Raw genomic sequence first — 25,488 nt, 5'->3', positions numbered from 1 at the left:
GGCAGCGCGCCGTGCAGCTCGACGCTGCCGGCATGCACCACCAGCGTGCCGGCGGCCATGTCGCCGAGGCGCTTGAAATCGGGCCGCCACAGCATCGCGAGCAGGCCGAAGCCGTACAGCAGCGGCATGAAGTCGGCCGCGCGCAGCAGGTTGCGGATGATCGACGCGGCGGGCGTCACCGGCAGCCCGGAGTCCATCACGACGCGCAGGCCCAGCATGCGCTTGCCCGGCGTGGCGCCGGCCAGCGCCAGCTCGAACACCACCGGGTAGAACCATTCGAGCAGGAAATACATCATCAGCTGCAGCCCGGCCCCCAGGCCGCCGCCCAGGCCCAGCAGCGCCGACAGCGCAAAGAACATCACGACGCGGATGCCGAAATCGGCCGCGAACGCCAGCACGCGCGGCACCAGGCCGGCCGGCCTCAGCGACAGCGCGATGCCTTCGGGGGTTTCGGCGGTGGTCAGCGTATCCAGCGACACGGAGGCCTTGTGTGTGGGGGTCGCAGATTCTAGGGTGCAGAATCTCTCTTCCGTTGTCGGAGACCTCGCCCATGAACGCTCCCATCCCCGCCCACCTGCTGCCGCAGCTCGATCCGCGGCCGGTTCCCGCCGAGATGGTCGAGGCGTTGCGGGCCCGCTTCGGCGAGCGCTGCTCGACGGCGCTGGCGGTGCGCCAGCAGCACGGCCGCGACGAGTCGCCGTTCGACGTGCCGCCGCCCGAGGTGGTGGTGTATTGCGAGAGCACCGACGAGGTCGCCGAGGTGGTGAAGCTGGCCGACCGCCATGCCGTGCCGGTGATCCCGTTCGGCGCCGGCTCATCGCTCGAAGGCCACCTGCTCGCGGTGCAGGGCGGCGTCAGCATCGACCTGACGCGCATGAACGCCATCGTCTCGGTGCGCCCCGAGGACCTCACCGTCACCGTGCAGGCCGGCGTCACCCGCATGCAGCTGAACACCGAGATCCGCCATGCCGGGCTGTTCTTCCCGATCGACCCCGGCGCCGATGCGACGCTCGGCGGCATGAGCGCCACCCGCGCCAGCGGCACCAACGCCGTGCGCTACGGCACGATGCGCGACAACGTGCTCGCGCTCACCGTCGTCACGCCGCAGGGCGAGGTGATCCACACCGGCACGCGGGCGCGCAAGTCGTCGGCCGGCTACGACCTGACGCGCCTGATGGTCGGCAGCGAAGGCACGCTGGGCGTGATGACCGAGATCACGCTGAAGCTGTACCCGCTGCCCGAGGCGATCTCGGCCGCCACCTGCAGCTTTCCGAGCATCGACGCCGCGGTGCGCACCACCATCCAGCTGATCCAGATGGGCGTGCCGATCGCGCGCTGCGAACTGCTCGACGCGAACGCGGTGCGCGCGGTGAACCGGCACGACAAGCTGGCGCTGCCCGAGGTGCCGCTGCTGCTGATGGAGTTCCACGGCAGCGAGGCGAGCGTGGCCGAGCAGGCCGCCACGGTGCAGGAGATCGCCGGCGAGTTCGGCGGCGAGGGCTTCCAGTGGGCGACCACGCCGGAGGAGCGCACGAAGCTGTGGAGCGCGCGCCACCGCGCCTACTTCGCCGGGCTGCAGATGAAGCCCGGCAGCCGCACCGTGACCACCGACACCTGCGTGCCGATCTCGCGGCTGGCCGAGTGCATCAACGAGAGCGTCGCCGAGGTCGAGGCTTCGGGGCTGATGTACTACATCGTCGGCCACGTCGGCGACGGCAACTTCCACCTCGCCTACCTGATCGACCCCGACAAGCCGGAGGAGCGCGAGACCGCCGAGCGGCTGAACCTGCAGCTGGTGCAGCGCGCGCTGCGGCTGGACGGCACCTGCACCGGCGAGCACGGCATCGGGCTGCACAAGATGGGCTTCCTGGTCAGCGAGGCGGGTGCCGGCGCGGTCGACATGATGCGCACCGTCAAGCGCGCGCTCGACCCGAAGAACATCATGAACCCCGGCAAGATCTTCACCCTCTGAGGCCGCGCCCATCAGCGTCTTCCTGATCCAGCGCTGCGCCGCCTTCATCGCCACGCTGCTGGCGGCCTCGGCGTTGATCTTCGCGGTGCTCGCGCTGCTGCCGGGCAGCGCGGTCGACGTCCGGCTGGAGACCGGCGCGACGCCGGAGGCGGCCGCGGCGCTGGCGCAGCAGCTCGGGCTCGACCAGCCGCCGCTCGTGCGCTACGGCCACTGGCTGCGCGGCCTGGCGAGCGGCGAGCTGGGCCGCAGCGTCGCGTACGACGCGCCGATCGCCGAGCTGCTGGCCGAGCGGCTGCTCGTCACCGTGCCGCTCGCACTGATCGCCGTGGTGCTGACGACGGTGTTCGCGCTGGCACTCGGCGTGTTCGCCGCATCGCGCCACCGCCGGCTCGGCGATGCCGGCGTGATGGCCTTCAGCCAGCTCGGCATGGCGGTGCCGAGTTTCTGGTTCGCGATCCTGCTGATCCTGGTGTTCGCGGTGAAGCTGCAGTGGTTTCCCGCGGGCGGATTTGCCGGCTGGGACGAAGGCCCGGCCGCGGCGCTGCGCTCGCTGCTGCTGCCGGCCGTCGCGCTGGCCGCGGTGCAGGCCGCGATCCTCGCGCGCGTGACGCGCAGCGCGGTGCTCGAGGTGATGCGCGAGGATTTCGTGCGCAGCGCGCGCGCGCAGGGCCTCGGCCGGCGCGCGGTGCTGTGGCGGCATGTGCTGCGCAACGCGCTGGTGCCGGTGCTCACGGTGATGGGGCTGCAGTTCGCGAACCTGCTGACCGGCGCGATCGTCGTCGAGAAGGTGTTCGCGCTGCCCGGACTCGGGCTGCTGGTGTTCCAGGCGATCGCGAACCGCGACCTGCTGGTGGTGCAGAACGTGGTGATGCTGTTCGCCGCCGCGGTGATCGCGATCAACTTCGCGGTCGACCTGGTGCTGGTCGCGATCGATCCGCGGCTGAAGGCAATCCATCGATGAAACGCCACCCGAGCTTCGTCGCCGGCTGCGTGCTGGTCGGGCTGTGGCTCGCCGCGGTGGGGCTGTCACTCGTCTGGACGCCCTACCCGCCGACCGAGATCGACATCCCGAACAAGCTGCTGCTGCCGTCCGCCGCGCACTGGCTCGGCACCGACAGCCTGGGGCGCGACATCGCGTCGCTGCTGATCGCCGGCGCGCGCACCTCGCTGCTGGTCGGCGTGGCCGCGGTCGGGACCGGCGCGCTGCTCGGCACGGCGATCGGCCTGCTCGGCGCGGCCCGGCGCGGCTGGCTCGATGCGCTGCTGATGCGCAGCGCCGATTTCAGCTTCGCGTTCCCGGCGCTGCTGACCGCGCTGATGCTGGCCGCGCTGGCCGGGCCGGGAATCGTCACCGCGGTGGCGGCGATCGCGGTGTTCAACGCGGCGGTGTTCGCGCGCATCAGCCGCTCGGCCGCCGGCGCGGTGTGGTCGCGCGATTTCGTGCTGGCCGCGCGCGCCTGCGGGCGCAGCCGCCGGCAGATCACGCTCGACCACGTGCTGCCGAACATCGCGGCGCCGCTGATCGTGCAGGTGACGATCCAGTTCGCGGTCGCGATCCTGGCCGAGGCGGCGCTCAGCTACCTGGGCCTGGGCGTGCGGCCACCGCAGCCGAGCTGGGGACGCATGCTGAACGAGGCGCAGGAGATGATGTACCAGGCGCCGCACCTGGCGCTGTACCCGGGCATCGCGATCGCGCTCGCGGTGCTGGGGCTGAACCTGGTCGGCGACGGGCTGCGCGACCTGCTGGACCCGCGCCTCGAGGGGCAGCGCCGATGACGGGCGCGCTGCTGGAGGTCCGCGACCTGCGCGTGAGCCTGCCGTCGGCACACGGGCCGGTGGAGGCGGTACGCGGGGTCGACTTCACGCTGGCGCGTGGCCGCACGCTGGGCCTGATCGGCGAGAGCGGTTGCGGCAAGTCGATGACGGCGCTGGCGCTGATGGGCCTGCTGCCGGACGCGGCGCGTGCGGGCGGCAGCATCCGCTTCGACGGGCAGGAGCTGGTGGGCCTCGACGATGCGGCGCTGTGCGGCTTGCGCGGGCGGCGCATCGCGATGGTGTTCCAGGAGCCGATGACGGCGCTCGACCCGCTGCAGCCGCTGTGGCGCACGGTGTCGGAACCGCTGCGCGTGCACCGCGGGCTGGACGCGCGCAGCGCGCGCGCCGAGGCGCTGCGCCTGCTCGACCGCGTGCAGTTGCCGCAGGCGGCGCAGCGGCTCGATGCGCGGCCGCACCAGCTGTCGGGCGGGCAGCGCCAGCGCGTGATGATCGCGACGGCACTGGCCTGCGGGCCCGAGCTGCTGATCGCCGACGAGCCGACCACCGCGCTCGACGCGACGCTGCAGCGCGAGATCCTCGCGCTGATCGGCGCGCTGGTCGCCGACAGCGGCATGGCCTTGCTGCTGATCTCGCACGACCTCGACCTGATGGCGCGCAGTGTCGAGCGCGTGCTGGTGATGTATGGCGGAACGGTGGTCGAGGAGGGCCCGGGCGCGCAGGTGCTGGCGGCGCCGGCGCATCCGTACACCCGCGGGCTGGTCGGCGCGCGGCCGCGGCTGGGGGCGCCGCGGGGAGCGCGGCTCGCAACGATCCCGGGGAGGGTGCCTGCGCTGGGCGAGTGGCCGGCGGGGTGCCCGTTCGCGGATCGCTGCGGGTGGGTGGTAGAGGCCTGCCGGGCGGGCTTGCCAACGCCTGTCGGCGTGGGTGGCGATCACGCCGCGCGGTGCATCAGGATCGACGCCGTCAGCGGTACCCCATCGACTGCGGCAGCCACAGCACGATCTGCGGGAACAGCGTCATCGCCAGCAGCAGCAGCAAGAGCATCACGATGAACAGCCAGCCCTCGCGCAGCATGTCGCGGATCGGGATGCCGGTCAGCGCGTTGGTCACGAACAGCAGCATGCCGAACGGCGGGTGGATCAGCCCGATCATCATGTTCAGCACGATCACCACGCCGAAGTGCACCAGGTCGATGCCCAGCGACTTCACCATCGGCAGCAGGATCGGCACGAACACCAGCAGCAGCACCGAGATGTCCATGAAGCAGCCGAGCACCAGGAACAGCAGGTTCACCAGCAGCAGGAACGAGGTGCGCCCGAGGTCGAAGCCCGCCATCCACGCCGCGAGCGACTGCGGCACGCCCTCGGCGGTGAACGCGTAGTTCATCATGAACGCGCCGGCCAGGATCATCGTGATCACCGCGCTCGAACGCGTCGACTCCATCACCACACCCCACAGCGTGCGCCAGCTGAGCGCGCGGTAGACGACGCCGGCCAGCACCAGCGCATGCAAGGCCGCCACCGCGGCTGCCTCGGTGGGCGTGAAGATGCCGGTGTAGATGCCCGTCAGCAGCAGCACCGGCAGCGACAGCGGCAGCGCGCCGCGCCACAGGATGGCCGGCCACTCGCGCAGCGGCACCTTGTCCTCGCGCGGCATGTTGCGCCGCGTCGCGATGACCTGCACCACGCCCATCATCAGCAGCGCCATCAGCACGCCCGGCACCACGCCGCCGAGGAACAGCGCGCCGACCGAGCTGCCCGACACCAGCGCATAGATCACCATCGGGATCGACGGCGGGATGATCGGCCCGAGCGTCGCGCTCGCCACCACCACCGCGCCGGCGAAACCGGGCGTGTACTCCGGCTTCTTCAGCATCTGGCGGATCGTCACCAGCCCCGGCCCGGCCGCATCGGCGATCGCGCTGCCGCTCATGCCGGAGAACACCACGCTGACCAGGATGTCGACCTGGGCCAGCCCGCCACGCAGYCGCCCGACCAGGATGCGGCAGAAGTCGAAGATGCGCTCGCTGATGGTGCCGGCATTCATCAGGTTGGCCGCGAAGATGAACAGCGGCACCGCCAGCAGCACGTAGCTGTTGTAGAGCCCGTTCAGCACCTGCTCGGCCGCGAGGCCGACGTCCTGCCCCTTGACGACCAGGTAGGCGATGCCGCTGCCGATCATCGAGAAGCCGATCGGCGCGCGCAGCACGAAGCCGGCGACCAGCACGCCGATCAGCGCCCACAGCGCCGCCGTCATGCCTTTACCTCGCCGCTCAACTCATGGTCGAGCCCGCGTGCGATGCGCCACAGCGTGTGCGCGCTGCGCGCCACCACCCCCACCAGCATCAGCGCGAACGGCAGGAACACCGCCATGAACGGCAGCCCGAGCACCGGCGTGCCCTCGCGCGCCATGAACCGGATGTAGTCCCAGCTGGCCGGCAGCGCCCACAGCGCGAGGCCGCCGAACAGCAGCGCCGCGAGGCCGCGGAACACCCGCCGCACACCGGCCGGCATCGCGTTGTAGACCAGGTCAAAGGCCACGTGCTCGCGCTGCGGCACGACGAACGCGGTCGACCACAGGATCACCCAGACGTACAGCACCACCGCCAGCTCGTCGGTCCACGGCAGCGGCCGGTCGAAGCCGAAGCGCGCGACGATCTGCACCAGGAACACGAGGAACAGCAGCACGAAGAGACCGCCGCCGACCGCCTCGGCGCCGCGTTTCAGCCAGCTGCGCATCAGGCGACCCCGTTGATGCGCTCGAGCATCCCCTTCGGCCACGACTTCGCCTGCTCCGACGCGGCATACGCCTGCTGCACCGTGCGGCGGAACGCGGCCACGTCGGGCGTCGTCACCTGCAGGCCTTGCTGCCGGAAGAAGTCGACCAGCTGCGCCTCTTCCTTCAGGCGGTTCTCGTTGTTCCAGCGCGCCGCCGCCTGCGCCGCCGCCTTCAGCTTCTGGCGCTGCGCCGGGTTCGCCGCGTTCCAGGTCTTGTTGGCGACCGCGATGAACAGGCCGTCGACCAGGTGGCCCGTCAGCACCAGCTGCTTCGTCACCTCGTAGAACTTGGCGGCGCGCACGGTGGAGAGCGGGTTGTCCTGGCCGTCGATGGTGCCGGTCTTCAGGCCCAGGTAGACCTCGCCGAAGGCCAGCGGCGTCGGCGTGGCCCCCAGCGCCTCGCCGAGGAACAGCCAGTCCTTCGAGCCCGGCATGCGCAGCTTCACGCCCTTCAGGTCGGCCGGCACCATCACCTTGCGCGTGTCGCGCAGGTTGAGCTGGCGCGTGCCGAGGTAGGCCGTGGCGAGCACCGTCACGTCGAGCTTGTCGGAGACGCGCTGGAACACCTCGTCGCCGATCGGCCCGTTGAACACCTTCTGCTGGTGCTGCGGGTCGCGCAGCATGTAGCCGGCGGTGAAGATCGAGAACTCCGGCAGCAGCTTCGCGATGTCGAAGGCCGAGATCGACGCCAGTTCCAGGTTGCCGCGCGCCATCGCCGCCGGCTCGGTGCCCTGCTTGAACAGCGCCGCGTTCAGGTTGACCTGCACCTCGAACTCGCCGGGGGCCGACTGCTGGAGCGTCTCGTTGAAGACCGTCCACATCTTCGCGTGCCAGTCGTCCGGCACCGCGGGGGTCGAGATGCGCAGCAGCGTCTTGCCGGCGGCACGCGCCCACGGCGCAGACACGCCCGACAACCCCGCGCCGGACAACACCAGGCCGGCCGCCAGGCGGCGGCGCCGTGAATCAACAATCATGCAGTCTCCAGCTTCCTTGTTCGGATCAGTCTCAGTCGACGTCGAGGTCCAGCGCGATCGGCTTCAGCGCATGCTGCAGCGTGTGCATCTGGTCGAGCGTCAGCGCCACCAGCGGCGCGCGCACCCGCAACCAGCCGGGTTCGCCGCTCAGGGCCGACATGATGCCCTTCAAAGCGGGTGTCAGCGCGTAAGGGCCGAGCATCGCCAGCAGCAGCCGCACGCGCGACACGTCGTGCGGGGTGTTCGGCGCATCGGGCCGGCCGGCCAGCCGCTGCACCACGTGCGGCATGAAGTTGGCCAGCCCGCTGATGGCGCCGGTGCTGCCGCGGCGGGCCAGCTCGGGCAGGTCGGGCTCGTGGCCGGCGGTCACCATCAGCGTCTCGTTGAACGCATCGGCCAGCGCCAGCGTGTGCGCGGTGTCGCCGCTGCTGTCCTTGATGCCGACGATGGTCTGCGGGTACAGCCGCTTCAGCGTCTCGACGACCTTGCGCGACAGCCCGACGCCGCTGACCTGGGGGATGTGGTACAGGTACAGCCGCAGCCGGTCGTCGGCCGCGCCGTCGATCACCTGGCGGTAGCTGTCGATCACGCCCTGGTCGGTCACCTGGTGGCCACCGCCCTTCAGGTAGAACGGCGGCATCATCAGGCAGCCGTGCGCGCCGATGCCGAGCGCATGGCGCGTCAGCGCCAGCGTGTCGGGCAGCGCGGCGCAGCTGGTCGACACCAGGATCTGCGACCCCGGCACCCCTTCGCCGACCAGCGCGTCGACCGCGTCGCGGCGCTCGGCGACCGAGAACGCCGGCCCCTCACCGGTGGTGCCGAACGGCACGACGCCGCCGCAACCCTTGGCGTGGATCAGCGAGCGGGCGTGCAGCCCGAAGCGGTGCAGGTCGATGCCGAGGTCGGGCTTCAGCGGCGTCAGCAGCGCCGGCCAGATGCCGTGGAACGAGGCGGATGCGGCAGGAATCGTCATGGTCTTCTCCCGTCAGTGGGAGCGATGACGGCGCGGCTCCCCTCGCGCCAGACCCGATGGAAAACGTCAGTCGGTGGACACCACCCCCTTGCGCAGGATCAGGTTGCCGTACTTGCGCTGCTCGCCGCTGCGCAGGATCAGGAAGGCGCGCTGCGCCTGCTCGTAGAACGCGAAGCGCTCCAGCGTGGCCGGCTCGCGCTCGCCGGCGGTGTGCAGCAGCTTGCGGAATTCGGCCACCGGCGGCGGCACGGCGCGGGAATCACCCACCACCTGCATCGTCCAGGCGCATTGCGGCACGAAGGTGTCGAGCGGGAACAGCGGCAGCAACGCCGCCAGCACGGCCGGCGCGTCGGCGCCGGTGATCTGCACCAGCCGCGCACCGGACTGGCGGGCCACCTGGGCGGCGGGGAAATTCGCGTCCACAATCGCCAGATCGTCGCCGTGGCCCATGCTGGCCAGCGCGTGCAGCGCGTCGGGCGTGAGCAGCGGCGATATCGTCTTGAGCATCGGGACTTCCTTCGTGTCTTCGTGGGACAGCGCGGATTCTCATCGTAAGCGCCTGCCCCGAAAGCTTCAGCGGGACAAACCCTTCTGCCCTGTCAACGCCGCCACCCTGCCAACCCTGTCGAGAGCCTCCATGACCCTCCACTTTCCCCCCCTGCCGATGCCCGTCGCCGAATCGCTGCCCCACGACGCCCGGCACGCCACGCTGGTCGGCCGCCTGTGGGTGCCCGGCAGCGGGCCGACGCTGGTCACGCTGACCGGCGATGACCTGCACGATTTGTCCACCGTCGCTGCCACCAGCAGCCAGCTGCTGGAACTCGACGACCCGGTGTTCTCGGTGCAGTCGGCGCTGCGCACCGGGCAGGCGCCGCGCATCGCGTCGTACGAGGCGGCGCTCGCCAACAGCGACGAATCGCTGCGCGACGGCACCCAGGCCTGGCTGATGGCGCCGTGCGACCTGCAGCCGGTGAAGGCGAGCGGCGTCACCTTCATCGCGAGCCTGCTGGAGCGGGTGATCGAGGAGCAGGCGCGCGGCGATGCCTCGCGCGCCGACAAGATCCGCCGCTCGCTGACCGGCATCCTCGGCGACAACCTGGCCGGCATCGTGCCCGGCTCGCCGCAGGCGGCCCAGGTCAAGGAGGTGCTGATCGCGCAGGGCGCCTGGTCGCAGTACCTGGAGGTGGGCATCGGGCCGGACGCCGAGGTGTTCACGAAGGCGCCGCCGATGGCCGCGGTGGGGACCGGCGCCGATGTCGGGCTGCACCCCGGCTCGTCGTGGAACAACCCGGAGCCCGAGGTGGTGCTCGCGATCGACAGCCGCGGCCGGGTGCGCGGCGCGACGCTCGGCAACGACGTGAACCTGCGCGATTTCGAGGGCCGCAGCGCGCTGCTGCTGGGCAAGGCCAAGGACAACAACGCCTCGTGCGCGATGGCGCCGTTCATCCGGCTGTTCGACGCGCACTTCGGCATCGACGACCTGCGCCGCTGCGAGATCGCGCTGCATGTGGCGGGGCCGGACGGTTTCCGCGTCGAGGGCCGCGACACGCTCGCGAAGATCAGCCGCGATCCGCTCGACCTGGCGGCGCAGGCGATCGGCCCGCACCACCAGTACCCGGACGGGCTGATGCTGTTCCTCGGCACCATGCTCGCGCCGACGCAGGACCGGCTGGGCCCGGGCCAGGGCTTCACGCACGTGGTGGGCGACGTGGTCACGGTCTCGTCGCCGGCGTTCGGTGCGCTGGTGAACCGGGTGCGCCGCTGCGACGAGATCGCGCCGTGGCGCTTCGGGCTGACCGCGCTGATGCGCAGCCTCGCGGCGCGCCAACTGTTGACGTGAGCGCCGGGGTCGGCGAGGCGCCGCTGCTTGCGCTGGAGCAGGTGACGCGGCGCTACACGCTGCCGCGCGAACGGCTGCTGCAGCCGGCGCCGGTGGTCGACGCGCTGCGCGGCGTGAGCCTGGCGGTGCGGGCCGGGTGCAACCTCGGGATCGTCGGCGAATCGGGCTCGGGCAAGTCGACGCTCGCGCGCATCGCGATGGCGCTGGAGCCGCCGAGCAGCGGCCGGGTGCTGTTCGACGGCCGCGACCTGAATGCGCTGGCGCCGGCCGGGTTGCGCGCGGCGCGGCGCGATTTCCAGATGGTGTTCCAGGATCCGTACGGGTCGCTCGATCCGCGGCAGCGGGTCGGGCGCATCGTCGCCGAGCCGCTGCCCGACGGTACGCCTGATGCGGTCGGGCWGGTGGCCGAGGCGCTGGAGGCGGTCGGGCTGCGGGCGTCGGATGCCGCGCGGCATCCGCACGAGTTCTCCGGCGGCCAGCGCCAGCGCATCGCGATCGCGCGGGCGCTGGTGACGCGGCCGAAACTGATCGTCGCCGACGAGCCGGTCAGCGCGCTCGACGTCTCTGTGCAAGCGCAGGTGCTGAACCTGATGACCGACCTGCAGCAGCGCTTCGGCATGACCTACCTGCTGATCAGCCACGACCTCGCGGTGGTCGACCACCTGTGCGAGGAGGTGCTGGTGATGCGCGGCGGCGAGGTGGTCGAGCGCGGGGCGTCGGACGAGGTGTTCCGGTCGCCGCAGCACCCGTACACCCGCGCGCTGGTCGCCGCCGCGTAGCGACTTCCGGGCTACCATCTTCCGATGCATCCAGCCCTCAAGACCACCGCCACGCTGCTGTTGTGCGCCGCGACGCTCGCCGCAGCCCAGTCCCGCAAGGACAGCGCCGTCATCGGCATCACGCTGGAGCCGCCCGGGCTCGATCCGACCACCTCGGCGGCGGCGTCGATCGGCGAGATCGTCCACTACAACGTGCTCGAGGGCCTGACCAAGATCAACGTCGACGGCAGCGTGACGCCGCTGCTGGCCGACAGCTGGAGCATCGACCCCGACGGCCGGCTCTACACCTTCAAGCTGAAGAAGGGCGTGAAGTTCCATGACGGCGAGGCCTTCGACGYGTCCGACGTCAAGTTCAGCTTCGAGCGCGCCCGCGCCGAGGGCAGCACCAACAAGGCCAAGAAGACGGTGTTCGACAACATCACCCGCATCGAGACGCCCGATGCGCAGACAGTGATGCTGGTGCTCGCGAAGGCCGACGGCAACCTGCTGTTCCGCCTCGGCGAGAACACCGCGGTGATCCTCGACCCGAAGAGCGCCGCCACCACCGCCACCCGCCCGATCGGCACCGGCCCGTTCCGCTTCGAGAGCTGGTCGCGCGGCGCCGCGGTGGTGCTGTCGCGCTGGGACGGCTACCGCAACGCCGCCGCGATCAAGCTGAAGAAGGTGAGCTTTCGCATCATCAACGACCCGGCCGCTCAATCGGCCGCGCTGCTGGCCGGCGACGTCGACGCGTTCCCGCGCTTCCAGGCCGCGCAAAGCCTGGTGCAGTTCCAGAACGACCCGCGCTTCACGGTCGCGATCGGCGGCACCGAGGGCAAGACCCTCGTCGCGATCAACAACAAGCGCAAGCCCTTCGACGACGTGCGCGTGCGCCGCGCGATCGCGATGGCCATCGACCGCAAGGCGGTGATCGCCGGCGCGATGGAAGGCCAGGGCGCGCCGATCGGCAGCCACATGGTGCCGAGCGACGCCGGCTACATCGACCTGACCGGCGTGAACCCGTACAACCCCGACAAGGCCCGCGCGCTGCTGAAGGAGGCCGGCGTCGCGACGCCGCTGAACGTGACGCTCTCGCTGCCGCCGCCGCAGTACGCGCGCAAGGGCGGCGAGATCGTCGCGGCGCAGCTCGCGAAGGTGGGCATCGTCGCGAAGATCGACAACGTCGAATGGGCGCAGTGGCTGGCCGGCCCGTTCAAGGGCAGCTTCGACCTGACGATCATCAGCCACGTCGAGCCGCTCGACTTCGCGGTGTATGCCGATCCGTCGTACTACTTCGGCTACGACGGCCGTGCCTACGCCGAGATCGTCGCGAAGTACGACGCCAGCACCGGCGCGAAGGAGCGGCTGAAGCTGCTCGGCGATGCGCAGCGCCGGCTGGCCGACGACGCGGTCAACGCCTGGCTGTTCCAGCTGCCGCAGTTCATGGTCGCGAACAAGCGGCTGAAGGGGCTGTGGAGCAGCTCGCCGGTGTTCGCGAACGACATGGGCGCGGTGAGCTGGCAATGAACGCGCTGGCACAGCTGTCGGCCGTGGAGCTGCTGGCGGCCTACGCGGCGCGCACGCTGTCGCCGGTGGAAGTGACGCGCGCGGTGCTCGCGAACATCGCGGCCTGGGAGCCGCGGCTGTGCGCCACCTATGCGCTGGATGCGGCCGCCGCGCTCGCGCAGGCCGAGGCCTCGCAGGCGCGCTGGCTCGCGAACGCGCCGCTCGGTGCGCTCGACGGCGTGCCGGCGATGATCAAGGAGAACATCGCGACGCGCGGCACGCCGGTGCCGCTGGGCACCGCTGCCACCGAGCTGGTGCCGGCTGCGGCCGATGCGCCGCCGGCCGCGCGGCTGCGCGAAGCCGGCGCGGTGATCCTCGGCAAGACGACGATGCCCGACTACGGGATGCTGTCGTCCGGCCTGTCGAGCTTCCACCCGCTGGCCCGCAACCCGTGGGACCTGCGCCGCAGCCCGGGCGGCAGCAGCGCCGGGGCCGCCGCGGGCGCTGCTGCCGGCTATGGGCCGCTGCACGTCGGCACCGACATCGGCGGCTCGGTGCGGCTGCCGGCCGGCTGGTGCGGCATCTTCACGCTGAAGCCGAGCCTCGGCCGCATCCCGATCCAGCCGCCGTACGCCGGCCGCGTGGCCGGGCCGATGACGCGTACGGTCGCCGATGCGGCACTGCTGATGGATGTGCTGTCGCGCCCCGACCCCGGCATGCGCGACACGATGAACCTGCCCTGGCAGGACATCGCCTGGTCGCAGCTCGAGCGCCCGCTGCGCGGATTGAAGCTGGGCCTGCTGATGGACGCCGGCTGGGGCCTGCCGGTCGAACCGGAGGTGCGCGCGGCGGTCGAGGCGGCGGCGCGTGCGTTCGAAGGCGCGGGCGCAGTCGTCGAGCCGGTCGCGCCGTTCATGACGCGCGAGATGATCGACGGCATGGACCGCTTCTGGCGCTGCCGGGCCTGGATGGACATCGCGGCGCTGCCCGAGGCGCGGCGCGCGAAGGTGCTGCCGTTCATCGTCGACTGGGCGCGCGGCGGCGCCGACCTGAGCGGCGCGCAGGTGTTCCACGGCTACAGCCAGATGGGCGCGATGCGGGAGGCCGCTGTCGCGGCCTGCCGGCCGTTCGACGCGCTGCTGTCGCCGACCGCGCCGATCCCGGCCTTCGCCGCCGAGCTGCCGTGCCCGACCAACGACCCGGCGCGGCCGTTCGAGCACATCGCGTTCACGCTGCCGTACAACATGAGCGAGCAGCCGGCCGCGAGCATCAACTGCGGCTACACGAGCGACGGGCTGCCGATCGGGCTGCAGATCATCGGGGCGCGGCACGACGACCTGGGCGTGCTGCAGCTCGCGCGGGCGTGGGAGYAGATGCGGCCGGCGCAGCGGGCGTGGCCGCAGGTGGGGTGACGCCGGCTTGAATTTCGATGCAAATGAAGCGGCAATTGACGCCTTCAATGCATCAATCCTCGCCCGCATTGGTCGCATACCTGGACTCCAGAGCATTCGCCAAATGCTTGGCAACGTCCGCCAGGATGGTGCCCCACGCACGGGCTATCTGAGAATGGATCCAACCACTACTCGGCCGCTATCGATTGCGTTTGCGGCGTCCTCGCCGAGATAGCTTCCGCGTGCCGGGTCACGGCGAAGTTCTTTTCTCACAAAAGCCAGTACACCTTTCGCCCAATCGCAAAAGGCTTGGTCTTTCTGCACAAATATATTGCCAATGAGAACCCGATCTTCATAATAGAGACGCCCAGGTCGCATGATTTTTCCATCGTAGAATGGACGCCAGAATTCGATGATGTGCGACTTATGAATGTTGACATGCATCTTGACTGGGCTATCTGGTTCAATAAATATTCGAGCAGGCAATTGCATGGGTGCCAAATAGCAAACGAGCGACCTCTCTCCCGCGAATGCGATTGGAATTGGCAATTGGTCTAGCGTACCGAGCGAACTGAAATCACTGTTTGCAATATCTGACAAAAGAGCGACATCCCCCCTGCTCCTGAGAGACTTTCCCAGATCCCGAAGATCAAGATCTGTCGTCAAAATTTCAATTTGCTTTCCCATAGGATTTTCTCAGCGGTCATAGGGTCGGAATGATACGTTCGTGCCGGGCGATGCTTTACTCACATCTTGTATTGCACGTCGCTCACGAGCCACCGGATTTCCGGCCTGTGTCTCCTTACCAACTTGCACACCTTCAACTATCTCGCCAGTTCTCTTGTCTCTTGCAGCCACGTCGAGATATCGATTCTCCTTGTCTCCACCCGGAGTCCGAACGCGAACCTCTGTTTGCACTTCAATGTTGGGATCATTCGCATACTTGTTGCGCAATTCATTTTCAGCCTTTTCGACTTCAGCCTGATGTTCAGGACTTCCCTTCCGCCCATTCGGATTTGGAGGGCGCTTTTCTGCCTCCGTCGACAACCCATCAGCAGCCTGCTCCTCGGAATCGCCCACGGACAGTACCGCATCRACCATTTTCCACAGCACGGATCCGTTCTCAGCCTCCTTGTGGACGTASTCGCGCATCCCGGCGACCACTCTCGTGGTCTTGGCGSCCCCCGCGTTCAGRCCCTGCTGGAACGACTTCTGAACTGGCGTGCCCGGTGCGGCCATCAGCACGAAGGTCGGCGGCCCCGGCYTGAAGAGTCCYCCCAGGCAKGAYGAYGWGCAGGTCAGRTTCGGCGCAGGCAGYGTGGGCACGCCCGTGCCGGTGATCTTCACCTCCTCCATCACGAAGAGTTCGGGATCCCAGGTCTTGCYCGGCGTCAGCTCATTCGGATTCCASCCGCTCGGGTCCGTGCCACTCAGCGGCCGGTTCTCGACATAGCTGTAGCGGTTGTAGCTCTGCAGTTCRTAGGGCTTCGTCACGGCCCGRTCCGCKGACAGGAAGCGCCCKAGGGCCGCGTCGTACAGCCGCCCGTTCATGTGCGTGAGCCCGATGTCGTCGAGYTGCTCGTGGCCGGTGAAGCCGCGGTCGGTGCCGCTGTTGACGGCCGGGCTCCAGTCGATGCCGAGCGCGCCTGCTGCGTCGTAGTTGCCGTTCGAGAAACGGCGCTTGCCGAACGGGTCGTAGGCGTTGCGGGCCGTGACGTTGCCGTTGTGATCCGTCGTTGCCGCGATGCTGCCCAGGTGGTCCTTGTGCCAGTACTCCAGCTTCACCGCGCTCAGGCTCGACTGCACGGCTGGTGCGGTCTGCGCGGCGCCGAGCGTGGGCAACGCTCCCGTGCTCACCAGCACGCCGAGGCTCTGGCCGCCAGCGCTCAGGTAGTGGCGGTTGCTCGTGACCGCGGGGTTCGCTGCGCTCAGGCTCGTGGGTGAGTTGACTTCGCTCTCGAAGGCCAGTCCCCCTGCGTTGTCCGGATGCAGGTACCACGTGGTCCGCGTGCCGGCGTTGGTGCCGCTCGGGATCGTCCGCACCTCGCGGATGCGCGCGTGGTCCTCGTCGTAGCCCCACACGTAGCTCGGCCCGCCTGCAGGCCCTTGCACTCCGCTCTGACTGTCCGGCAGGTTGAAGCCGGTGTACGTGATCCCGCGGTACTTGCCCGCCGTCGCGCTGGCGATGTTGCCGTTCGCATCGAAGCCGTAGGTGTTGGCCGCCGCTCCTTCGATGCTCTGCACCGCATGCGGCCGCACTGCATTGGCGCCCTGTGCGTTGTAGCTGTACACCCCGACATCGCTCTTGTAGAGGATGCTGCCCAGCGCGTTGTATTGCAGGCTCACCGTGCGCACGAGGCCGTTGATCGCAGGAGCCGCCACCGTGTAGCGCTGCAGCCGGCCGAGCGCGTCGTGCTCGAAGTTCTCGGTCACCGCGCCGGTGCTGCCATCCCCGTTCGCATCGTTGCGGTTCGTCAACCGGCCCAGGCTGTCCCACACGTAGCCGTGGTTCAACACGTCGGCGGCGTTGCCCTTGCCTGCCATCAGGCTGCTGGCCCGGCCGGTGGCCGCCTCGTGGCCGGACTTGCTCACCACCGAGCTGCTGTACCGTTGCTGCTCCAACTGGTCCCACGCGTTGCAGGCCTGCGCCTGCCACAGCACTGTGCCGGCCGGCAGCGTGACGTTCGCACCCGGTGTGCCGCCCGGTGTCGCGGGCAGCGGGCTCACCGTCACGGCGGTTGCCAGCGACACACTGTTCAGGAATCCTTTGGGCGTGTAGCCGTAGTTCACAGTGAGCCCGGTCGGCCAGGTCTGCGTCGCTTGCCGGCCGTTCGCGTCATAGCTCAGCGCACTCGCGAAGCTCGGCCCATTGGCGATGTCGGTCCGCGTGCTGGTCAACCTCCCCAGGCTGTCATACGCCCACTGCCGATGGATGCCGGTGCTGGTGCTCGTCTCACACAGCTTGCCGATGCCCATCAGGCAGCTGTCGTAGGTCCAGGTGCTCTGGTATTCCGCCTCGATGCGCTGCGTCATCCGCCCGAGCACGTCGTAGGCCATCGTCGTYTGSCCRCCGCGCTGCTTCTGCAACGGGTTCTGCTGCCACACCGGCTGGCCCAGCGCGTCGTAGCGGTACTCGATCACCCCGGCGTCCGGGTCGATCAGCTTGAGCTTGTTGCCACGCACGTCGTAGCTGATCTGCACCGTGTTCTGCAGCGCGTCCTTCGTTGCCACCAAGTTGCCGAACGCGTCACGCTGGTGGACGAGTTGCGCACCTTGCGCATCAGTGATGCGGATAGGCCGGCCTTCGACGTTGCGCTCCTCGCGCCGCGTATGGCCCTGGTCGTCGGTCGTGGTGGTCACCAGCGCTCCGTAGGCCAGGCTGGACACCCGCGCCCGTCGCGTGCCGTGGTGGCCGAAGCTCACGCCCGGCTGGCTGCCCTGGGGGTCGGCGGTGTAGACCCGGACCGGGCGGCCCATCGCGTCGTACTCGGTGCGCGTGAGGCCCCTGTCGGCACTGCCTGCGCTCGTCGACGAACCGCTGTCCAGGAAGTACGGCTGCGTCTGCACCAGCACCTGGCCCAGATCGCCGTACTCGGTGTCGGTGACGATCAGCCGGCTCGTGCCGCCGGGTTGCGTCGGTCCGTCGAAGGCTTCGGTCACATGGCGCAGCAGCCGACCTGCGCGGTCCAGGTACTTGCGGGTGAACGGGCCATTCTTGATGCCCTCACTGCCGCTGGCGTCTCTCGACTCCACGTGCGTGAACTCCAGCGCATCGGCCGGGATCTCGGCCGCGCTTGGGTTCSGGCAGGTGGGGCTGTTGCTCGAGGTGTCACCGGCCGGGTTCATCCGCCCGGAGATAAGGCAGTGGGCCGTGATCACGCGCGTGCCATCGGGGCGAATCTCGCGCGTCGYGCGACCCAGGTCGTCGTATTCCCAGCGCGTGGTCARCCCGTTCGCGTCCGTCCTGCTCAGCACGGTGCCGAAGCGCGGATCCACCGTCTGCGTCTCCTCCTGCTGCAACGCGTTCCTGCGGCCGCTCACCTGGGTGTCCGGCTGGATCTGCACGCTCGTGCCGCCGATCGTCACCGTCTGCGCGCCGTAGCTGACGCTGCTGCTGCGCGGGGTGAACACGGCGTCGCCGGTGGCGCCGCTGCAGTTGGACACCTGCGAGCCGGTGCGGTTGCCCCGCGCGTCGTAGCGGTACCGCGTCACCACGCACAGCTGCGGGTTGCCGGGCTCGACCGTCTCGGTCTCCACCAATCCGTCCGGACGGTAGGTGAAGCTCGTCGTGCGTGCGTAGTTGAACGGGTCGGCCGTAGGCTGGACCGGCGACTGCGCGACGGCAGATGTCGCACAGGCCAGCAGCCAGAGCGTGAAGATGACGTTCAAGACCGTCCGAGGCACGGCAACGCCGCACCTCACCACGGTCGCGTGGTGCGATGGATGCAAGGGCTTCTCCCTGAGGGAATCAACGGGATCGACGGGCCGGCCCGCGGGGCCGGGTGCACTGCCCGCTTTTGTGAGCGGGTCGGGCTTGGCGCGCATCCATCGATGCAGTTGCCGTGGGGACGCACCTTATCGCGTGCGATCAGCCCCGGTCAATGGCTCAGGGACATCCATCCTCATCAACATGAAGGAGAAGCGCCACACCAAGCGGCGCCCCGCCTTCAGACCAGCGGCGGCTGCAGCCCCTCGCTCGCATACATCCGCTGCACCGCCGGCCGCGCCAGCACGCGCTGCACGTAGGCGCCGAGTGCCGGCAGCGTGCGCGCCGGCCGGTGGAAGTTGCGCGTCCAGCGGCACAGCATCAGCGCGTATGGGTCGAGCGCGCTGTACGCCTCGCCCAGCAGCCACGGCTTGCCGTGCGATGCCAGCTCGGCCTCGAGGAGGTCGATCAGCGCGCCGACGCGTTCCTCGGCACAGTCCTTCACCTGTGGCACCACCTCGGCATCGCGCACGTAGCGGTCCGGGTAGAAGTACGAGATCAGCGCCGGCTGCAGCGAGTTGGTCAGCCACATCAGCCACTTGTAGAAGTGCGCCCGCTGCGGCGTGCCGACGGCCGGTGCCAGGCCGGCCTGCGGGTGCGTGTCGACCAGGTGCAGGCAGATCGCCGCGCACTCGTACAGCACCAGGTCGCCGTCGACCATCACCGGGATCAGCCCGTTCGGGTTCATCTTCAGGTACTCGGGCGAGCGCAGCGCGCCCTTCTCTCTCTCGACGCGCACCAGCTCGAACGGAATGCCGAGTTCTTCGAGCAGCATGTGCGGCGCCATGCTGGCGTTGCCGGGGAAGTAATACAGCTGGATCATGGGAGGGCAGGGCAGGGTGTGGGGGTCCGCCATCTTAGAGGGCCGCCCTCCGGCGCCCTGCCCGTCGCTCAGGCCGCGTTCGCGTTGCGGTGCGCCTCGGCCGCCGCCTCGTTGTGCCGGAACAGGTCGGCCAGCGTCTTGCCGGGCTCGTCGCGGAACGCGGTGTCGGTGACGATCAGCTCGCGGATGCGGTCGACGCGGAAGCTGCGAAAGCTCTCGCGCGTCTCGCACCACGCCGCCAGCGTCCACACCGCGCCCCAGTAGAAGCAGCCGAGCGGGCGCACGGTGCGCTCGGTGCTGACCTCCTTCAGGTCGACGTACTGCAGCTCGACGCGGCGCCGCGATTCGGCGGCCAGCCGCAGCAGCTCCAGGTGCGAGCGCGCCCGCGGATCGAACTCGAAGGTGGGCGCGTACAGCGCCAGGCTCTCGGCCGCCGCGCGCGCCGCGCTGGGCAGCACCGACAGGATCTTCGACAAGGCCGCGTCGGCACGCGCCGCGAGTGCCGCATCGATGCGCGGCTGCGCAATGCGCACCGCCGCCACCAGCGCCTGCGCCTCCTCGCCGGTGAACATCAGCGGCGGCAGGTCGAAGCCGGCGCGCATGCGGTAGCCGACGCCGGCCTCACCCTCGATCGGCACGCCCTGCAACTGCAGGTCGGCGACGTCGCGGTACACCGTGCGCGCCGACACCTCGAGCCGCTCGGCGATGAACTCGGCCGTGGTCAGGCGCCGCCCGCGGACGAGCTGCACGAGTTGGAACAGGCGGTCGGCACGGCGCATGGTGGGCGGATGCTACGCCAGCGCGTGCAGGCCGATGCGGTTGCCTTCGCTGTCGGCGATGTGGGCGAAGCAGCCCATCTCGCCCGGCAGCGTCACCTTGGGCGTGGTGATCGCGCCGCCGGCGGCCTGCACCCGCTCGAGCACCGCATCGAGCGAGGGCTGCGCGTTCAGGTAGACGATGGTGCCCATCTGCGACGGCGGCGCGACCCGGTCGCCGGCGATCAGGCAGCCGCCGACGCCCGGCTGGTCGTAGCCGAACACCGCGAGCGTCACGTCGCCCATCGGCTCGCGGCGCAGCGTGGTGGCGAACAGCTTCTCGTAGAAGGCCTGGGCGCGGTCGAGGTCGGTGACAGGGATCTCGAACCAGTTGAGGGCGCTGCGGATGGGGTCGGTCATGGCGGTCTCCGGGTGGACGGGTTGCGTGGCTTGGAACGGAGCCGCGATGCTGCGCGGCGGCTGCTGACAACGTGTTGTCAGCAGCCGGCAGAATGCGATCCCATGTTTTCATTGCCGCGCACCGCCACCGCCCCGTTCTGCCCGTCCGAGGTGCGCGGCAGCATCGCGATCCCCGCGCAGGCGCCGCTGTGGCGCAAGCTGCTGCGCGTCGCCGGCCCGGGCCTGCTGGTCTCGGTCGGCTACATGGACCCCGGCAACTGGGCGACCGACATCGAGGCCGGCTCGCGCTACGGCTACGCGCTGCTGTGCGTGGTGCTGCTGTCGAGCCTCGCGGCGATGCTGCTGCAGACGCTCTCGCTGCGCCTCGGCCTGGTCGCCCGCAAGGACCTCGCACGCGCCTGCCGCGACCACTACCCGAAGGCGACCAGCCGCGTGCTGTGGATCCTGGCCGAGCTCGCGATCATCGCGTGCGACGTGGCCGAGGTGCTGGGCAGTGCGCTCGCGCTGCACCTGCTGTTCGGCGTGTCGCTGGTCACCGGCATCGTGATCACCGCGTTCGACACGCTGGTCGTGCTCGGGCTCAAGGGAAAGGGATTCCGGCAGGTCGAGGCGATCGTGCTCGGGCTGATCGTCACGATCGGCGCCTGCTACGCGGTCGAGCTCGCGCTGGTCGGGCCCGACTGGCGCGCCGTCGCGCAGGGCTTCGTGCCGCGCCTGTCGGCCGTCGAGAACCCGCAGGCGCTGTACCTCGCGATCGGCATCCTCGGCGCCACCGTGATGCCGCACAACCTGTACCTGCATTCATCGATCGTGCAGACGCGCCACGTCGCCGGCGACGACGCGAGCAGGCGCGAGGCGATCGGGCTGTCGACGCTGGACACCGTGGTCTCGCTGTCGCTCGCGCTGCTGGTGAACGCGGCGATCCTGACGCTCGCGGCCGCGGCCTTCAACGGCAGCGGGCACACCGAGGTCACCGAGATCCAGGATGCGTACCACCTGCTCGACCCGCTGGTCGGCGGCGTGTTCGCCTCGGTGCTGTTCGGCGTCGCGCTGCTGGCGGCCGGGCAGAGCTCCACCTTCACCGGCACCATCGCCGGGCAGGTGCTGATGGAAGGCTTCCTCGACCTGAAGATCCCGTGCTGGCAGCGCCGCCTGATCACGCGCGGCCTCGCGCTGCTGCCGGCGCTGGGCGGCGTGCTGTGGCTGGGCGACGCGGGCGTCGGCAAGCTGCTGGTGGCGAGCCAAGTGGTGCTGAGCTTCCAGCTGCCGTTCGCGATCTGGCCGCTGATCCGCTTCACCAGCGACCGCGCGCTGATGGGCTCGTTCGCGAATGGCCCGTGGCTGAAGACCGGTGCGTGGACGCTGTTCGTGCTGATCAGCGCGGCCAACCTGTGGCTCGTGTCGGCGGTGTGGCGTCCCTAGAAGCGTCCCTGAAAATAAGGGTTGCAGCATCCAGGGGGCTTCGTTATTCTGCGTCGGCCAGTGCAGTCAACAGCAACTTAACCAGGAGTTGTTCATGCGCAAGCCGATGGGGCACACCGCCCACGAGCTTCACACTGCAGTACCGCATTCCGCATTCCTGCCAGCACGCCCATCGGTGTGCACGTCGATGACCCCACTCGGTCGCCCGAYACCCTCCCCCCGACTGAGCCCATCGGCTCACTGAAGTCCGCGACCATCCGCTGAGGCACGTCCCACACGTGCCGGCGGCACGGCTGTACGCGATCGACCGCCTAGAGCGGCCGCGCGCTTTCCCTTGCAGTTCGCCGTTGCAGTCCCCCGCAGTTTCGTTGTCGCTGTTGCGCAGCAGTTCCGTTGCAGTTCGTCCGCAGTCAGCCGTTCGAGGATGACCCATGAACATTGTCGGTCTGTCGTATGACTTCCATGATGGCGCCGCCTGCGTGGTGCGCGATGGCGTGCTGGTCAGCATGGCCTCCGAGGAGCGCTACACGCTGCAGAAGCACGACAGCAGCTACCCGGCGCTGTCGCTGGCGGCGCAGCTGCGCGAGCAGGGCCTGGCGCTCGACGAGGTCGACGAGGTCGTGTTCTACGAGCAGCCCGGCCCGAAGTACTCGCGCGTGCTGACCAACGGCTTCGCGCGCTTTCCGCGCGGGCTGCGTGATTTCGTCTCGGCCAACCGCAGCTGGCTGCGCGACAAGCTCTGGACGCGTGCCGCGCTGAGCTCACGCTTCGGCGTCCCGCCGTCGCGCATCCACCTCGCGGCGCACCACCATTCGCACGTCGCGCAGGCCTTCTACGCCTCGCCGTTCGACGAGGCCGCGGTGCTGGTGCTCGACGGCATCGGCGAGTGGGATTGCACGACGCTCGCTTATGCAAGTCGAGATGCCAGCCGCGACGCGAGCCAGGGCCTCCAGATCCTCGAGCAGTACGAATACCCGCATTCGATCGGCCTCGTCTATGCCGCCTTCACCGCCTACCTCGGCTTCAAGCCGAATTCCGGCGAGGCGAGCACGATGGCGCTGGCCGCCTTCGGCAAGCCGCGCTTCGTCGAGGCGATGCGCCGCGTGATGCGCAGCGAGCCCGACGGCAGCTACGCGATCGAGGTGTCGCACTTCAACTTCGACGGCGACGCGTCCACGCTGTTCGCCGCGCCGCTGATCGCCGCCTTCGGCCCGCCGCGCGATTTCCGCCAGCCGTATGCGTTCGATTCGCTGGCCGACGGCCCGCAGCAGGTGCCCGACGACGACCAGCGCTGCGCCGACATCGCCGCGAGCCTGCAGCACGTGCTGGCCGAGGTGCTGCTCGGGCTCGCGTCGCGCCTGTCGCGCCAGACCGGCTCGCGCAACCTGTGCTTCGCCGGCGGCGTCGCGCTGAACTGCCTGGCCAACACCGAGCTGATCGAGCGCAGCGCGTTCGAGCACTTCTTCGTGCCGCCGGACCCGGGCGATGGCGGCGCGGCCTTCGGCGCGGCGATGCTGCGTGCCGCGCAGCACGGCCCGGTGCAGCCGATCCGCCACCCGTACCTCGGCTCGTCGCATGCGAACCGCGATCTCGAACCGCTGATCGACGCCGATCCCTCGTTCAGCTTCCTGCTCGGCCACCAGGCGCTTGGCGCGCTGCCGGCCGCCGGCATCGGCAGCACCCGCTACACCGACGAAGACCGCCTGCTCGACGAGGTGAGCCAGGCGCTGGCCGACGGCGCGATCGTCGCGTGGGTGCAGGGCCGCTTCGAGGTCGGCCCGCGGGCGCTCGGCAACCGCTCGCTGCTGGTGCATCCCGGCAAACTCGACACGGTGCGCCGCATGAGCCGCAGCGTGAAATCGCACACCCACTTCCGGCCGTATGCGCTGTCGATCACCGCCGAACAGGCCGAGCAGGTGCTCGACACCCGCTGGGTCGGCGAGCCGGTGATGAAGTGGATGCAGACCATCTGGCCGGTGCGCGAGGCGTACCGCACGCAGCTGCGCGGCGCGATCCACGCCGACGGCACGACGCGCCCGCAGGTCTGCACGCGCGACGACAACCCGCGCTACTGGGCGCTGCTGAACCGCTTCGGCCAGCACAGCGGCGTGGCCGCGCTGCTGAACACCTCGCTGAACGAGCGCTCGCTGCCGATGGTCGGCCACCCGCGCATGGCACTCGCGATGTTCGCCCGCACCGGCATCGACATGCTGGTGATCGACGACCTGGTGCTGCGCAAGCGCTACTGAACTGACCGACGTTGCCACCCCGCAAGGAGAACCCCATGAAGATCGTCTGGATGATCCAAAGCATCTCCGCGTCGCTGCGCGACATGGTGGGTGCGCTCGCGCAGCGGCGCCAGCGCTGGCTGCTGATCCTGCTGCCGGTGCTGCTGGTGATCTCGGTGCTGCTGGCGATCGTGTCGTCGTCCGGCGCGCTGGCACCGTTCCTGTACCCGCTGTTCTGAATCCCCGGTCCATGCGCAAGCAAACCCCGCTCGCCCTGAGCTTGTCGAAGGGTCGGACCGAGCCCGTCGAAGGCCCGTCGTCCGCGCAGCGGCGCAGCCGACGCGCAACGGTCGCCGGCACCCTGCTCGAATGCCTGGTCGTGCTGGCGGTGGTCGCGCTGCTGCTCGAAGGCATGAGCCGCATCGTGCACCTGAACAAGCGCCCGGCGATCCCGGCCGTCAGCGACGCCGACGGCGCGCTGCGCATGCCGGCCGGCTTCGACGCGACGATCCAGCTCGCCGGCCGCGAGCCGTTCGCGCTGTGCACCGATGCGCAGGGCCTGCGCGTGGCCGACTGCAGCGCGGCCACGCTCGCGGCCGAGACCGACGTGCTGGTGGTCGGTGATTCGCAGGCGCTCGGCTGGGGCTTCGATTTCGGCAAGACCTTCGGTGCGCTGGTCGCGGCGGAGCTGCCCGGCCGCCGGGTCGGCAGCGCGCGCCTGATGGCCGCGGCCGCCACCGATGTCGAATCGCTGCAGTCGTGGGCGAGCGACTATCGCCATCACCGCGAGGGCGGGCAGGCCACCGCGCCGCTGCTCAACATCGTCTCGCTGAACCTCGGCAACGACCTCGACGAGATGTTCTTCTCGCGCAGCAGCGTGACGATCCCGCGCTTTCGCGCTGCACGCGAATGGCTGGCGGTGCACAGCACCGTGATGGCCGACTTCACGATCGCGAAGAACGCGCTGTTCAATGCCGAATGGCAATCGCCGCCGGGCGCCAACCCGGTGCTGTTCGCGCTCGACGACGCCGAGCGCGCCACGCTCGCGAGCGCCGCGGCGGCGGCGGTGGAGCGGCTCGCGCGCGCGCTGCCGCCGGCGCGCGAGACCGTCGTGCTGCTGCTGCCCAACGACTACCAGGTGCAGCCGGGCGAGTTCGACAAGTACCGCCGCTTCTACCCGCAGGCGGCCCAGTTCGAATCGTGGCAGCGCCGCATTCCGCAGGCGGTCGCGCGGCTCGATGCGCTGGAATCGGCGATCGCCACCGAGCTGCAGGCACGCGGCTTTCGCGTGGCCGTGCCGCACGAGGCGCTGAAGGCCGTCGATCCGCTCACGCTGTTCGACCGCGGCAGCCACCACTACAGCCCGCTCGGCCAGCGCATCCTGGCC

23 protein-coding genes are annotated in these 25,488 nt (G+C 69.7%); 12 read left to right on the top strand and 11 right to left on the bottom strand.

Annotated features, from left to right (window positions below; genetic code table 11):
* Positions 1 to 479: RDD family protein (locus AC1D1T_RS16285; RefSeq protein ID WP_477992157.1), on the bottom strand; the 479-nt coding region annotated here is incomplete at its 3' end.
* A 71-nt stretch (positions 480 to 550) separates the two neighbouring features.
* Between AC1D1T_RS16285 and AC1D1T_RS16280 the strand changes: the two genes are divergently transcribed.
* From AC1D1T_RS16280 to AC1D1T_RS16265, 4 genes are read left to right on the top strand one after another with little or no spacing between them, the layout of a single operon-like run.
* On the top strand, positions 551 to 1,972 hold the full coding sequence (locus AC1D1T_RS16280) for an FAD-binding oxidoreductase (protein WP_477825452.1): 1,422 nt from the start codon (positions 551 to 553) through the stop codon (positions 1,970 to 1,972).
* 10 nt (positions 1,973 to 1,982) lie between these two features.
* The gene (locus tag AC1D1T_RS16275; RefSeq protein WP_477825459.1) at positions 1,983 to 2,933 is read left to right on the top strand and encodes an ABC transporter permease; all 951 of its coding nucleotides are present in this window, start codon (positions 1,983 to 1,985) and stop codon (positions 2,931 to 2,933) included.
* The gene (locus AC1D1T_RS16270; protein ID WP_477825453.1) at positions 2,930 to 3,748 is read left to right on the top strand and encodes an ABC transporter permease; all 819 of its coding nucleotides are present in this window, start codon (positions 2,930 to 2,932) and stop codon (positions 3,746 to 3,748) included. The genes AC1D1T_RS16275 and AC1D1T_RS16270 overlap by 4 nt, the downstream gene beginning before the upstream one ends.
* Positions 3,745 to 4,800, top strand: a complete 1,056-nt coding sequence (locus AC1D1T_RS16265; protein ID WP_477825454.1) for an ABC transporter ATP-binding protein — start codon at positions 3,745 to 3,747, stop codon at positions 4,798 to 4,800. Before AC1D1T_RS16270 ends, AC1D1T_RS16265 begins: the two co-directional genes overlap by 4 nt.
* Here AC1D1T_RS16265 and AC1D1T_RS16260 read toward each other — a convergent pair.
* From AC1D1T_RS16260 to AC1D1T_RS16240, 5 genes are all read right to left on the bottom strand, one after another.
* The gene (locus tag AC1D1T_RS16260; RefSeq protein ID WP_477825455.1) at positions 4,712 to 6,004 is read right to left on the bottom strand and encodes a TRAP transporter large permease; all 1,293 of its coding nucleotides are present in this window, start codon (positions 6,002 to 6,004) and stop codon (positions 4,712 to 4,714) included. The genes AC1D1T_RS16265 and AC1D1T_RS16260 overlap by 89 nt on opposite strands.
* A complete protein-coding gene (locus AC1D1T_RS16255; RefSeq protein WP_047508186.1) occupies positions 6,001 to 6,486 on the bottom strand; it encodes a TRAP transporter small permease in 486 nt (161 codons plus the stop codon). The genes AC1D1T_RS16260 and AC1D1T_RS16255 overlap by 4 nt, the downstream gene beginning before the upstream one ends.
* Positions 6,486 to 7,499 carry a sialic acid TRAP transporter substrate-binding protein SiaP gene (locus AC1D1T_RS16250; protein WP_477825456.1) on the bottom strand — a complete coding sequence of 338 codons (1,014 nt, stop codon included), beginning with the start codon at positions 7,497 to 7,499 and terminating at the stop codon, positions 6,486 to 6,488. Before AC1D1T_RS16250 ends, AC1D1T_RS16255 begins: the two co-directional genes overlap by 1 nt.
* Before the next feature lie 31 nt (positions 7,500 to 7,530).
* Complete coding sequence (locus tag AC1D1T_RS16245; RefSeq protein WP_047508188.1) at positions 7,531 to 8,472, bottom strand: dihydrodipicolinate synthase family protein; 942 nt, start codon at positions 8,470 to 8,472, stop codon at positions 7,531 to 7,533.
* A gap of 66 nt (positions 8,473 to 8,538) precedes the next feature.
* Entirely contained in the window at positions 8,539 to 8,979 is a 441-nt protein-coding gene (locus AC1D1T_RS16240) for an RbsD/FucU family protein (protein ID WP_047508190.1), read from the bottom strand.
* Between the two features lie 130 nt (positions 8,980 to 9,109).
* Here AC1D1T_RS16240 and AC1D1T_RS16235 point away from each other — a divergent pair, with 130 nt between their 5' ends.
* From AC1D1T_RS16235 to AC1D1T_RS16220, 4 genes are read left to right on the top strand one after another with little or no spacing between them, the layout of a single operon-like run.
* The gene (locus AC1D1T_RS16235) at positions 9,110 to 10,312 is read left to right on the top strand and encodes a fumarylacetoacetate hydrolase family protein (protein ID WP_052212535.1); all 1,203 of its coding nucleotides are present in this window, start codon (positions 9,110 to 9,112) and stop codon (positions 10,310 to 10,312) included.
* Positions 10,309 to 11,091 (top strand): ATP-binding cassette domain-containing protein, encoded by a 783-nt coding sequence (locus AC1D1T_RS16230; protein WP_477992156.1) that lies wholly within the window; start codon positions 10,309 to 10,311, stop codon positions 11,089 to 11,091. Before AC1D1T_RS16235 ends, AC1D1T_RS16230 begins: the two co-directional genes overlap by 4 nt.
* Positions 11,092 to 11,115: 24 nt before the next feature.
* Positions 11,116 to 12,597 carry an ABC transporter substrate-binding protein gene (locus tag AC1D1T_RS16225; protein WP_477992155.1) on the top strand — a complete coding sequence of 494 codons (1,482 nt, stop codon included), beginning with the start codon at positions 11,116 to 11,118 and terminating at the stop codon, positions 12,595 to 12,597.
* Positions 12,594 to 13,988, top strand: a complete 1,395-nt coding sequence (locus AC1D1T_RS16220) for an amidase (protein WP_477992154.1) — start codon at positions 12,594 to 12,596, stop codon at positions 13,986 to 13,988. The genes AC1D1T_RS16225 and AC1D1T_RS16220 overlap by 4 nt, the downstream gene beginning before the upstream one ends.
* 144 nt (positions 13,989 to 14,132) lie before the next feature.
* Here AC1D1T_RS16220 and AC1D1T_RS16215 read toward each other — a convergent pair whose 3' ends face one another.
* From AC1D1T_RS16215 to AC1D1T_RS16195, 5 genes are all read right to left on the bottom strand, one after another.
* Positions 14,133 to 14,459: a hypothetical protein gene (locus AC1D1T_RS16215; RefSeq protein ID WP_477992153.1), complete on the bottom strand. Its 327-nt coding sequence runs from the start codon at positions 14,457 to 14,459 to the stop codon at positions 14,133 to 14,135.
* 204 nt (positions 14,460 to 14,663) lie between these two features.
* Positions 14,664 to 18,356 carry an RHS repeat domain-containing protein gene (locus AC1D1T_RS16210; RefSeq protein ID WP_477992152.1) on the bottom strand — a complete coding sequence of 1,231 codons (3,693 nt, stop codon included), beginning with the start codon at positions 18,354 to 18,356 and terminating at the stop codon, positions 14,664 to 14,666.
* Positions 18,357 to 18,634: 278 nt separating this feature from the next.
* A complete protein-coding gene (locus AC1D1T_RS16205; protein ID WP_477826439.1) occupies positions 18,635 to 19,276 on the bottom strand; it encodes a glutathione S-transferase family protein in 642 nt (213 codons plus the stop codon).
* Positions 19,277 to 19,344: 68 nt separating this feature from the next.
* On the bottom strand, positions 19,345 to 20,055 hold the full coding sequence (locus AC1D1T_RS16200; protein ID WP_047508207.1) for a helix-turn-helix transcriptional regulator: 711 nt from the start codon (positions 20,053 to 20,055) through the stop codon (positions 19,345 to 19,347).
* A 12-nt stretch (positions 20,056 to 20,067) separates the two neighbouring features.
* The gene (locus AC1D1T_RS16195) at positions 20,068 to 20,451 is read right to left on the bottom strand and encodes a VOC family protein (protein WP_477826438.1); all 384 of its coding nucleotides are present in this window, start codon (positions 20,449 to 20,451) and stop codon (positions 20,068 to 20,070) included.
* 102 nt (positions 20,452 to 20,553) lie between these two features.
* On the opposite strand from AC1D1T_RS16195, the gene AC1D1T_RS16190 reads away from it, so the two are divergent.
* The 4 genes from AC1D1T_RS16190 to AC1D1T_RS16175 form a co-directional block, all read left to right on the top strand.
* Positions 20,554 to 21,873 (top strand): Nramp family divalent metal transporter, encoded by a 1,320-nt coding sequence (locus tag AC1D1T_RS16190; RefSeq protein ID WP_477992151.1) that lies wholly within the window; start codon positions 20,554 to 20,556, stop codon positions 21,871 to 21,873.
* 431 nt (positions 21,874 to 22,304) lie between these two features.
* On the top strand, positions 22,305 to 24,122 hold the full coding sequence (locus AC1D1T_RS16185; protein WP_477826436.1) for a carbamoyltransferase family protein: 1,818 nt from the start codon (positions 22,305 to 22,307) through the stop codon (positions 24,120 to 24,122).
* 35 nt (positions 24,123 to 24,157) lie between these two features.
* Positions 24,158 to 24,340, top strand: a complete 183-nt coding sequence (locus AC1D1T_RS16180) for a DUF5989 family protein (RefSeq protein WP_047508213.1) — start codon at positions 24,158 to 24,160, stop codon at positions 24,338 to 24,340.
* 11 nt (positions 24,341 to 24,351) lie between these two features.
* Positions 24,352 to 25,488: hypothetical protein (locus AC1D1T_RS16175; RefSeq protein ID WP_477992150.1), on the top strand; the 1,137-nt coding region annotated here is incomplete at its 3' end.

Source organism: Rhizobacter sp. P2_H3 (assembly GCF_056403355.1).
This window is presented reverse-complemented; position numbering and strand designations above follow the sequence as displayed.